Source organism: Amycolatopsis azurea DSM 43854, assembly GCF_001995215.1.
GTDB classification, from domain to species: Bacteria; Actinomycetota; Actinomycetes; order Mycobacteriales; family Pseudonocardiaceae; genus Amycolatopsis; species Amycolatopsis azurea.
The window spans coordinates 273,356-284,413 of sequence record NZ_MUXN01000002.1 but is presented as its reverse complement, the minus strand read 5'-3'; the positions used below and the strand labels follow the sequence as shown (position 1 = coordinate 284,413).

General features: G+C 68.1%; 10 protein-coding genes. 3 read left to right on the top strand and 7 right to left on the bottom strand.

All coding sequences use genetic code 11. The annotated features are described in order from the left end of the window. The 7 genes from B0293_RS03680 to B0293_RS42895 all read right to left on the bottom strand — a co-directional run. On the bottom strand, positions 1–919 hold a 919-nt coding region (locus B0293_RS03680; RefSeq protein WP_245820046.1), incomplete at its 3' end, for a histidine kinase dimerization/phospho-acceptor domain-containing protein. Next, a complete protein-coding gene (locus B0293_RS03675) occupies positions 916–1,590 on the bottom strand; it encodes a response regulator transcription factor (protein ID WP_005163722.1) in 675 nt (224 codons plus the stop codon). The genes B0293_RS03680 and B0293_RS03675, both read right to left, overlap by 4 nt. Before the next feature lie 51 nt (positions 1,591–1,641). Next, positions 1,642–3,453, bottom strand: coding sequence for an ABC transporter ATP-binding protein (locus B0293_RS03670; RefSeq protein WP_005163723.1), 1,812 nt, complete (start codon positions 3,451–3,453; stop codon positions 1,642–1,644). A 71-nt stretch (positions 3,454–3,524) separates the two neighbouring features. Further along, the gene (locus B0293_RS03665) at positions 3,525–3,944 is read right to left on the bottom strand and encodes a lasso peptide biosynthesis B2 protein (RefSeq protein WP_005163726.1); all 420 of its coding nucleotides are present in this window, start codon (positions 3,942–3,944) and stop codon (positions 3,525–3,527) included. Then, positions 3,941–4,207 carry a PqqD family peptide modification chaperone gene (locus B0293_RS03660; protein WP_005163727.1) on the bottom strand — a complete coding sequence of 89 codons (267 nt, stop codon included), beginning with the start codon at positions 4,205–4,207 and terminating at the stop codon, positions 3,941–3,943. Before B0293_RS03660 ends, B0293_RS03665 begins: the two co-directional genes overlap by 4 nt. Beyond that, positions 4,204–6,042, bottom strand: a complete 1,839-nt coding sequence (locus tag B0293_RS03655; RefSeq protein WP_209437332.1) for an asparagine synthase-related protein — start codon at positions 6,040–6,042, stop codon at positions 4,204–4,206. The genes B0293_RS03660 and B0293_RS03655 overlap by 4 nt, the downstream gene beginning before the upstream one ends. A 96-nt stretch (positions 6,043–6,138) precedes the next feature. Next, the gene (locus tag B0293_RS42895) at positions 6,139–6,255 is read right to left on the bottom strand and encodes a lasso RiPP family leader peptide-containing protein (RefSeq protein ID WP_005163738.1); all 117 of its coding nucleotides are present in this window, start codon (positions 6,253–6,255) and stop codon (positions 6,139–6,141) included. 513 nt (positions 6,256–6,768) lie between these two features. Here B0293_RS42895 and B0293_RS03650 point away from each other — a divergent pair. From B0293_RS03650 to B0293_RS03640, 3 genes are all read left to right on the top strand, one after another. Then, positions 6,769–7,953, top strand: a complete 1,185-nt coding sequence (locus B0293_RS03650) for a DUF418 domain-containing protein (protein ID WP_039919210.1) — start codon at positions 6,769–6,771, stop codon at positions 7,951–7,953. A gap of 432 nt (positions 7,954–8,385) precedes the next feature. Beyond that, the gene (eno, locus tag B0293_RS03645; protein ID WP_005163742.1) at positions 8,386–9,669 is read left to right on the top strand and encodes a phosphopyruvate hydratase; all 1,284 of its coding nucleotides are present in this window, start codon (positions 8,386–8,388) and stop codon (positions 9,667–9,669) included. A gap of 96 nt (positions 9,670–9,765) precedes the next feature. Further along, on the top strand, positions 9,766–10,983 hold the full coding sequence (locus tag B0293_RS03640; protein ID WP_005163744.1) for a cytochrome P450 family protein: 1,218 nt from the start codon (positions 9,766–9,768) through the stop codon (positions 10,981–10,983). Positions 10,984–11,058 lie beyond the last annotated feature (75 nt).

Here is an 11,058-nt window from a genome sequence, read left to right as displayed (position 1 = left end):
GCGACGGTGCCAGCAGCATCAGCCGATCCGCCTGGTTCCGCGCGAGATCCCGCAAGCGCACCGTTTCGGTCTCCAGCCGAACCCCGGCGTCGATCCGCGCGAGGTCCAGCAGGTCCTCGACCAGCCGTCCGGCCCGCCGCGATTCCCGGATCAGCAGCAGTTCCAGTTGTTCACGCTGTTCGGGCCGCGCATCGGGGCCCAGTTCCAGCACCGCCTCGGCGGCCGCGTTCACCCCGGCGATCGGCGTGCGCAGTTCGTGCGCGGCGTCCGCGACGAAGGTGCGCATCCGCTCTTCGGACGCCTCCAGGGAGTTCAGCATCTCGTCGAACGCCTCGGCCGTGCGGCCCAGTTCGGTGTCCGTCCGCGAAGGCGACAAGCGGCCACCCCGGCTGCCCGACGCGATCGACCGCGCCAGTCCGGTCATCCGGTCCAGCGGCAGGAGGGCGACCCGCATCCCGAGCAGGAGCGCGAACGCCGTCACGACGATCGCGGCCAGCCCGCCGATCACCAGTACCCGGGCCAACGTGCGCTCGGCGCCGTCGAGCAGCGCGGTGTCGGCGGTCAGCACCAGTTCCGCGCCGTTGATCCGCGGCGGCCCCGACAGCTTGGCGGTCACCCGTTTCACGTCACCGGAACGCTCCGGCGGCGCGCCGATGGTGTCCCCCGACGGCAGGCGCAGGCTCACCACCACGCCGCGCGCGTCGATCCGGCGCACCAGGTTCGCCGGCGCGACGTTCTCCTTCGCCAGTTGCTGAGCCAGCTGGACCCGTCCCGCGAGCAGCGCGTTCAGATTCCGCTGGCCCTGCGCGGAGAACACGGCGGCGATGGTGAACCCCAGCGCCACCAGCACCACCCCGAGTACCAGGGACGCGGTCACGGTCACCCGGCGGCGCAGGGACACGGTGCCGAGGCGGCTCATGCGTCCCCGTCGCGCAGGACGTAGCCGAGACCGCGGACGGTGTGCAGCAGTCGCGGTCCGTTCGTCTCCAGTTTGCGGCGCAAGGCGCTGATGTGGACCTCGACCAGGTTCGCCGCGTAGTCGTCGTAACCCCAGACTCCGGTGAGCAGCTGCGCCTTCCCGACCACGCGGTCCCGGCGGTTCGCGAGGAAGGTGAGCAGTTTCAGCTCGGTCGCGGTCAGCTCGACCGGGATCCCCGCCCGGCGCACCACCCCGGATTCGACGTCGATCAGCAGGTCGCCGACCTCGACGACCGGCCGGGTCCGGCCCAGCCGCCGCAGCACCGCCTCCACCCTGGCCACGAGTTCGGCCAGCACGAACGGTTTCGTCACGTAGTCGTCGGCGCCCTCGCCGAACCCGCGGAGCCGGTCGTCCACCGCGTCCCGCGCGGTCAGCAGCACCACACCGGCCGTGGTGGACCGGCGCACGACCTTGAGCAGCTCGAAACCGTCGCGCCCGGGCAGCATGACGTCCAGCACGACCAGATCGGGCCGGAACTCGGCGAGGCACCGTTCCAGCCGGTCGCCGTCCGGCAGGCCGAGCACCCGGTGCCCGGCGCCGGTCAGCGCGGATTCGACCGCGGCGCGGATCGCCTCCGCGTCCTCGACGAGTAACACCCGGTCCGGTTCCATGCGCCCATTCTCCCTGCCAGGGAGGAAGCGGCACGGATCTTCAGCCGATCCTCAGGCAGGCGGCGAGCCGCGTCCGGGGCCCGTCACCTCCTGATAAGGCCCGATCGCCTCGACGCGTCCGTGATCCAGCAACACGGTCTTGTCGGCCGCCTGGATCGTGGACGGCCGGTGCGCGATCACCAGCAACGTGCATTCGGCGGTGATGTGCTCGATGGTGCGGGCAAGGACCGCTTCGTTCGCGCTGTCGAGGTGCGAGGTCGGTTCGTCGAGCAGCAGCAACTGTGGACGCGGCAGCAGGGCACGGGCGATGGCGACGCGTTGCTGCTCGCCGCCGGAGAGCGCGCTGCCGTGCTCCCCCACCGGGGTGTCGAGGCCCTGTGGCAAGCGGCTGACGAGGCTTTCCAGGCTGGCCAGTTCGACGGCGCGGGCGATCTCGGCGTCGTCGGCGCCGGGTTTGGCGTAGACGATGTTCTCCCGCAAGGTGCCGTGCATGACCGGCGCGCTCTGCTCCACCAGGCTGATCGCCCGGCGGCATTCGTCGACGGACATCTCGTGGGCGCTGTCCCGCCCGCCCAGGAGGATGTGCCCGGTCCGCGGATCGTGGAACCGGGCTATCAGCGCGAAGATCGTCGACTTGCCCGCGCCGGACGGGCCGACCAGCGCGACATGGCTGTGTCGGTCGACGCTGAACGAGACGTTCTGCAACACCGGACGATCGGGCTCGTAGGAGAACCCGACGTCGCGGAATTCGATCGCCGGGACGTCGCCGGTGTCCGGAGAGTGCTCGAGGGAGCGGGGCCGGGTGGTCGCCGGGCGCGTGATCTCCTCGTCCTCGGTGGGAATCCGCGTGACGTCGTCGACCCGCTGCAAGGCGGCCAATCCGCGTTGCAGCGTGGCGAAGACGTCGAACATGTTCGCCATGGGCGTGGCGATGTAGGTGACGTAGAGCAGGAACCCGACCAAGTCGGCCAGCGAGGTCCCGCCGCCCGCCACCCGCAGTCCGCCCACCACGAGCACGGTGATCATGGCGCCGTGGACGGCGAGGGTCATCGCCGGATTGATCACGGCGTTGCGTTTGACGGCTTGCAAGCTGTTCTCGTAGGCATCCTGGGCGAGGCGGCCGATTCGGTCCTTCTCGCGGCCTTCGGCGCGCATCACCCGCACGGTCCGGATGGCCGAAAGCGCGCGTTCCAGTTCGGCGCTCATGCCGCCGAGGCTGTCCTGCGCGTCTTCCACCGAGGTACGGATTCCCGCCAGCAGCAACATGGTCAGCCCACCGATGGTGCCGACGATCACCGCCACGATGAGGAACATCATCGCGTCCAGCCAGATCATCATGGCGATGCCGCCGACGATGATGAACACGCCGACGGTCGCCTCGACCAGGTCGTACGCCAGTGAATCGCGCAGCAGGGTGGTGTCGCTGGTGGTGCGGGTGAGCAGGTCACCGAGCCGATGCTGCTGGTACCGCCGCATCGGCCACCGCAGCAGCCTGTCGACGATGCGCAGCCGCAGCCCCAGCACGATGCTCTCGCCGGTGCGTTCGAGCAGATAGTGGCTGAACGCGGTGATGACGGCCTCGGCCAGGAACACCACGGCCAGCAAGGTCAGCAGGAGCGCGTAAGGGCGGCTGCCGGAGAACGCGTCGATGGTCTTGGTCGCCAGCAACGGTTGCGCCAGACCGGTCACACCGCCGAGCAGCGCCAGTCCCATCGCCCCGGCGATCGGGAGCCGGTGACCTCGGGTGATCCGGACGAGCTCGCGCCAATTCACGCGGACTTTCTCGTCGGTCTCCGGCTCTTGATCTTCCTCGTCCATATCGGCGTCCTGATCGGTTCGCCCGGAATGGACCTTGGTGAACATGCAGGCTCCCTGATGCCTTGTCGCTATCGGTGGGAATTCCCGGGTTCGATGGTATCCACCGTCCGGGAACGTCAAGGGCGGCGCGGTTCGACCGTGATCAACGGACGAAAGGCCAGGACCTGTTCTCCTTCGTCCACGGCGCGGCCTTCCGCTTCGACCCAGGCGTGCGCGCCGAACGGTCCGGTGCGCACCCCGGTCCGCCACGTCGGCCACCGGCCATGAAGCCGGCACAGCAACGCCGTGGCGATCGAACGAGGCAGACAGCCTTTGCCCGCACAGGTCAGGCTGACCGTGATGACGGCCGATCGTGCCGCCTGCGCCTGCCGGTAGGTGGCCGGGGCCGCGCCCCTGCGCACCATCGACAGCAACAGGCGGATCCGACGGGGCGGGAGATGCGCCACCGGCAGCGCGACCGCGACGGCGAGCCGCGCCGCCAGCCGGAGGGACAACGGCGGCCGATCGGCGGCGAACAACGTCTCCGGAGAGCTCACGACCGGGTCACCAACCCCGCCGAAACCAGCTCTTCGATGAGTTCCCGGATGTCGAGCAGCGCCTGTTCCACTCCGGCAGGTGCGCCGTCGGGAACCAGGGCGTGGGCGATGATCTGCTCGTCGGCGTCCGCGAGTCCCATGCGCAAAGTCGTGAAGCCGCTGAGATTCAGTTGCCAGTATTCGCCCGAGCGCTCGTTGAGCAGCACCCCGCCGCCGTCTTCGGCCTCGGTCAGCGAAACGTCGTCGCGCAGGCGCAAGGTCATGAGGCACTTCCTGACTTCGCTTCCGAGTCGGCGGTGACCGGTTCCAGATCACGCAGCCACCGCTCGCAGCTGAAGGTGATGGAAATGGCGTACGGGGTGAAAAGCCGGAACTGGAAGCCGGTGCAGATCTCGCGCAAGCGGGCCGGGTCGATCAAGCCCAGCGCGCCGAGCCGCGATTCGTCGCACAGCGCCGCCAACCGGTCCGCGTTGGCGCGAAGACCGTCGTGTTCCACGTTGGAGCCCTCCGCTTTCGTCGATCGCGCCAGGCAGCGTTCGGGAACGATGCCCCGCATCGCCTCCACCAGAAGGGGTTTGTACCGCCAAGGGGTGCGGCGCTCGTGGGCGCGGGCGGACATGCAGGCCTGGATCACCGCGTCGTCCAGGTACGGCGAAGTGACCCGGATTCCTGCCATCGCGTACAACGGCGTCGCGGCCCGCACCAGGCTCGCACAGAGCCGGATTCCCCAGATGGTGTGGTGAGCCGTCCAGTTGTGCCCGTGCTGACGGGTCTTCTCCGCTTCCTCACGAAGCAGGTTCCGGGCGAGGCCGACCGCCTCCTCCGTGGCCCAGGGCGGAAGTTGCACGAGATTGGACGCGCCTTCGTCGTCCAGTGGCGAAGCGACGATGCCTTCGGCGCGTTTCGCCAGCCAGGCCGGGTAGTCGTCCCGCCGTTCCAGGGCGTACTTGGCGATATCGCGCCATCTCCAGTGCTCCAAGGCCCGGTACGCGCGCAGTCGCCGCAACGCGGTCAACGGCCGGGTGGGCAGCAGTTCGAACACTCCCGACGCGCCACCCATGAGGGTCTCGTCGCCGCCGTCACCGGTCAGGTGGACCTGCGACCCCGCCGCGGCGGCCTTGGCGGCCAGCGCGCGATACATCGGGCGGTCCTCCACGCCGGGAAACGGTTCCTCCGCCGGGGGAAAACGGTCGAGCACATCGCTGTAGTGGGCGGGCAGCGTGCCGCGGGGAACCTTGATCCGGCGCAGATTCGGCAGCTGCTCGGCGGCCAGATCCGCCCACAGTGGATCGTCGTCGCCGATGTCCATGGCGAGCTGGGTGACGGCGGTCAACGGACGGCCGCCGCGTGAGGCCAGAAAACACAGGGTGGTGGAATCCAGGCCACCGGAGAGATCCGCGGTCACCGTCAGGCCCGTGTCCAGCCGGGCCTGCACCGCGTCGGCCAGCGCCACCCGCAGCGCGCCGGCCGCCTCCGTCAGCGGCAAGTCGTCGACAGGTGGTTCCCAGCGCCGCCGGATCCGGCAGCGCCCGTCGGGGAAGAGGAGCAGGCAGGAGTCCTCGTCCACGGCGCGTATTCCCTGCCAGAGCGGCGCGTTCATGGTGTGGAGCGGAATCTCCGACAGCAGGAACCGCATCACCAGCCTCGACCGGTCGATCCCGGCTCCGGTCAGCGCGGCCAGCACGTCGGCGCGGGTCGACGCCACGGTCACCCCGCCCACGGAGGCGTGGAAAACCCGGCGCAGGCCCGACAGGCTGCCCTGGATCCGGCTGACGCCGTCGACGGTGGCCAGGAGGTGGAAGCTCCCGGCCAGCGGGAGATCGTCCAGCGCGGTCACGTCACCGGCCCGCGCCGCGATCCCCGACAGTTTCTCCGGCGTGGCGGAACAGAACCCGAAGACCGCGACGGACGCCGCGGCTCCGGCGGAACCGACCCGCAGGTCGATCGGATTCCAGTGGCCGATCAGCCAAGGCCTGCCCGAAGGATGGTCGACTCGCCGCGTCGTCGGCCCGGCCTTGGCGACGACCGCGGCGGCATCGGGATGATCGGGAAGCGCGATCACCCACTCCCCGGCTGGAGCGCGATTGTTCGTCGTCAAGACCGTCCCCGTTCGACAAGAATCCCGAAATACACGTGGTGGCGTGACCATCCCGCTTCCCAGGTATCGCGCCACCACGCGTCTACCGGCTACCGATCAGAGCAGGACGTGACGCGGACGCCGACGTCCGGCCTTGTCCTTTTTGGCCGGACGGCTGTGCTTGGTCAGCCGCTCGAAAGAACCGAGCTTGAGCAAGGTCGGCTTCGAATACATGAGCGCACCTCCTTTCCCGTTATTTGTTTCCACACCGTCTGTCAGACGCGATTTGGTACGACCGATTACGTATGAGCTTCGCCCCAGCTCCCCTTTGAGAAGACCGACAACGCCTGTGTACCGAGATGGCGAAGTCGCTGTCAAGGAATTCCAGAGGACGGGCTCAACGCAAGCACGACATCGATGGATTCCGCAGGACACCGCTCGACGGGCAACGAATCTTCGCCCGACCTTCGAAGCAACCGAGGACGATCACGGCAAAGCTGTAGCAGACCGACGACGAGCGAAACAGCTCACTCCACAATGGACAGTCGGAGCGCCGTTACTCCGGACACCACGAAAGCGTGACATCCGATCAGAGTAATTCGCCCGATCGGAAATACGTTTCGTTACCGGATCGCCTTGCTCCTCCTCGGAAGGACGAACGCTATCCGGAAATGCTACGAAGTGACCAGAGCAAGATCATCCCAACGACGGATGGGGCCGGATGCGGCCACTGGCACGCTCGAAGACATGATCCACCAGACCTCGGCCGTCGCCGCCGCGCGTCAATCCCGCGGCGGACGCATCTCTTCTCTGGACCTGCTACGAGGGGTGGCGATTCTCGGCACATTCGGCACGAACGTATTCCTGTTCGCGCATCCCGGCGGACCGACGGGATTCTTCCAGGACTTCGTCGGGTCCGCGACCGGCTTCGCCGAACACGCCGAACTCGGTCTCCGCGTGCTGTCCAACGGAAAATTCCTCGCCCTGCTCACGATCCTGTTCGGCGTGGGACTGGAGCTGCAATATCAATCCGCGCGACGCCGCGGCGTCTCCTGGCCTGGCAGGTATCCGCTCCGGGCGGGCATCCTCTTCCTCGAAGGCCTCGTTCACTACCTGCTCGTCTTCGAAGGCGACGTGCTCATGGCGTACGGACTCACCTCGCTGGTCGTCGCGTATGTCGTCGGCCGCAGCGATCGGGTCGTGCGCGCCGTCGTCGTCGTGGTGGGCGGCGCATACGCCACACTGCTGTTCGCCTTGACCGCGTTCCTGGTGTCCCAACCGGACGTTTCCGGTGAGCCGGTCCCGGTCAGCCCCGCCGCGACGGCCAGCTGGCCCGCCCAGGTTTCCCTCCGCCTGAACGAATTCCTGATGATGCGAGCGGAAACCGTCCTGATCGTGCCGTCCGCCGTCGTCCTGTTCCTGCTCGGTTCCCGGCTGCGCAGGGCCGGCGTCTTCGACGACACGGCGCAAGGCGGACGGCTCCGCAAACGCTTGCTGGTACTCGGCTTCGCCGTCGGTCTGCCGCTGAACGTGGTGACCGGCTTCAGCGGGCCGGACTGGCTACTCGTCGACAGGTATCTGCTGCCCCCGCTCGTCGCCCTCGGCCTGCTCGCCCTCGTCACCCATCTCTCCCTCCGGATGCGCGAACGGCCAGGAATCGTCCGAAGTGGACTGATCGCGGTCGGCCGCACGGCCCTCTCCTGCTACGTACTCCAGAACCTGCTGGCCGGCATCCTCTGCTACGGCTGGGGCTTCGGCTTCGCCGAACAGTTCGCGGACGCCCGGCCGTGGTGGATCGTCGGCCTCTGGGGGTTCGTCGGGCTGGTGAACGTCGCCTTCGCCGTCGTGTGGCTCCGCCACTTCGACCGCGGCCCGCTCGAACTGCTCATGCACCGCCTCTACGCGCCGCGGCGGGGTCGGCCGGGCGACTGAGCCGTCCGAGCCAGTGGTGAGTTGCCTCGCCTGCAACGCCGACCTCGGTGTTGCGAAAGCCACTTTCGCAACGTTGAAGGTTGCGAAAGTGGCTTTCGCAACACCCTCCGAGCCTCCGTCACCCGCGAAGACCACAAGACCGGGGGCGAAGGGGACTTTCCGCTCGCGCAATGAGCGGAAAGACCCCTTCACCCCGCTCGCCGCCGCCGAGCACCGGTCCGTGAAGGCCTCCTTGAGGGACCCAGGGTCCCTCAAGGAGGCCTTCACGGACCTGACACCCGACAGGACCACTGGTCTCTCCCCGCATCGCGCGGAACCCTTCGTCTCACCGAAATGCCTGGTCAGAGCTCGGTATCGATTCAGCTGATTTCTGCTAGCCTCACGGATGTCCCGCTGCTCACTGGGGGCGGCGCGACCAGGCAAGGAGTGCACATGACCGCGATCATCCGCGTCCACGGCCGCCAGATCCTCGACAGCCGGGGCAACCCGACCGTCGAGGTCGACGTCGAACTCGCGGACGGCTCGCTCGGACGGGCCGCCGTGCCGTCGGGCGCGTCCACCGGCACCAAGGAAGCCGTCGAACTGCGCGACGGGGACAAGACCCGCTTCCACGGCAAGGGCGTCCGCAAGGCCGTCGACGCCGTCAACACCGAGATCGCCGAGGCCGTCGTCGGGCTCGACGCCGAAGCACAGGCCGAGGTCGACCGCGCGCTGATCGCGCTGGACGGCACCGCGAACAAGGCGCGGCTCGGCGCCAACGCCACCCTCGGCGTCTCGCTCGCCGTGGCGAAAGCCGCCGCGGCCGCGAAGCAGCTCCCGTTGTACCGTTACGTCGGCGGCGTGTTCGCGCACCTGCTCCCGATGCCGATGATGAACATCATCAACGGCGGAGCGCACGCGGACAACCCGATCGACTTCCAGGAGTTCATGATCGGCCCGCTCGGCGCGGAGACCTTCGCCGACGCCGTCCGGATGGGCTCGGAGGTGTTCCACACCCTGCGCGCGTCGCTGCGCGAAGCCGGGCACGGCACCAACGTCGGCGACGAAGGCGGCTTCGCGCCCAACCTCAGCTCCGCCGACGAAGCACTCGAGTTCGTGCTGCGCGCGATCGAGAAGTCCGGGTACACCCCCGGCGAGGACATCGCCCTGCTGCTCGACCCGGCCGCGTCCGAGTTCTACACCGGCGACGTCTACGACTACACCGGTGAGGGGCGCAAGCGCAGCATCGAGGAGCACGTGGCCTACCTCGCCGACCTGACCTCGCGCTACCCCATCGTGTCCATTGAGGACGGTGTCGCCCAGGACGATTTCACCGGCTGGAAGCAGCTCACCGACACCATCGGCGACCGTGTCCAGCTCGTCGGCGACGATGTCTTCTGTACCAACGTGAACCTGCTCAACGACGGCATCGAACGTGGCATCGGGAACTCGATCCTGGTCAAGGTCAACCAGATCGGGACGCTCACCGAAACCCTCACCACGGTCGAAACCGCGCACAAGGCGGGCTACTCCGTGGTGATGTCGCACCGCTCCGGCGAAACCGAGGACACCACCATCGCCGACCTCGCTGTCGCCACCAACTGCGGGCAGATCAAGACCGGCTCGCTGTCGCGCTCCGACCGCACTGCCAAGTACAACCAGCTCATCCGCATCGAAGAGGAGCTCGGCGCCGAAGCCCGCTACGCCGGATCCACCACCCTCAGCGGCCGCCGCTGACAAAACGGAGCAGCGTCACCGGTTGGCTGGTACCCGGGCAGCGGCACTGCTGGCACGCTGGGATCACTTCTTTCCCCCGAGAAAGGACGATCCCCGGTGACGCGTCCGCTGGTGCTGGACCCGAACGGCCACGACATCCACGCAGAAAACGAACGCCTGCGCGAGCGCGGACCGCTCACCCAGGTGGAGCTGCCAGGCGGTGTCGTGGCCTGGTCGGTGACGAGCTACGAATTGCTGCGCGGTCTGCTCGGCGATCCGCGGGTATCGAAGGATGCCCGGCAACACTGGCCCGCGTTCGCCGACATCGGCGAGGACTGGCCGTTGCTGGTGTGGGTTTCGGTGCGGAACATGTTCACCGCGTACGGCGCCGACCACAGACGACTGCGCTCGCTGGTGGCGCAGGCGTTCACCGCGCGCCGGATCGCCACACTGGAACCCTGGATCACCGCGATCGTCTCCGACCTGTTGGAGACGATCGCGGCCAAACCGGCGGGCGAACCCGTCGACCTGCGGGAAGGTTTCGCCTACCCGGTGCCCATCGAGGTGATCTGCCAGCTGTTCGGCGTTCCGGACTCGGCCCGCGCCAGGCTGCGCAAATCCGTCGACGTCTTCTTCCAGACCTCGGCGAGCCAGGTGGCGATGCTGGCCGCGTACCAGGACATCCACTCGATCTTCACCGACCTCGTCGCCGCGAAGCGCGAGGCCCCCGGCGAAGACCTCACCACGGCACTCATCGCCGCGCAGAGCCAGGACGACGGCGCCCGCCTCGACGAAATCGAACTGATCGACACCCTGATCCTGTTCATCTCGGCCGGGCACGAAACCACCGTGAACCTCCTCGACCAGGCCATCACCGCCCTGCTGACCCATCCGGAGCAACTCGCCGAAATCCGCGCCGGGCGGGTTTCCTGGCAGGACGCGATCGAGGAGACGCTGCGCTGGCAGGCACCGGTGGCGCATCTGCCGCTGCGTTACGCCGTCGACGACATCCATGTCGCCGACGTGGTCATCCGGAAGGGCGAGGCGATCTTGGCCGGTTATGCCGCCGCGGGCCGGGATCCGGCACTACACGGGCAGAACGCCGACGCGTTCGACGTCACCCGCGCCGACAAAGCGCATGTCGCTTTCGGCCACGGCGTGCACTTCTGCCTCGGCGCCCCGCTGGCGCGGCTGGAAGCGGCGATCGCGCTGCCCGCTCTGTTCGAGCGGTTCCCGGACCTGACGCTCGCGACTTCCCCGGAGGACCTGCGGCATCTCGATTCCTTCATTTCCAACGGACATCGTGTACTGCCGGTGCTGCTGCACGGCCGCTAGCCGTTCTATCCACAAAGCCCTGGCTCTCCGGACGTCCATCCTCAGTAGTAACTGCTCCGGCAGCAGAACCCTCTT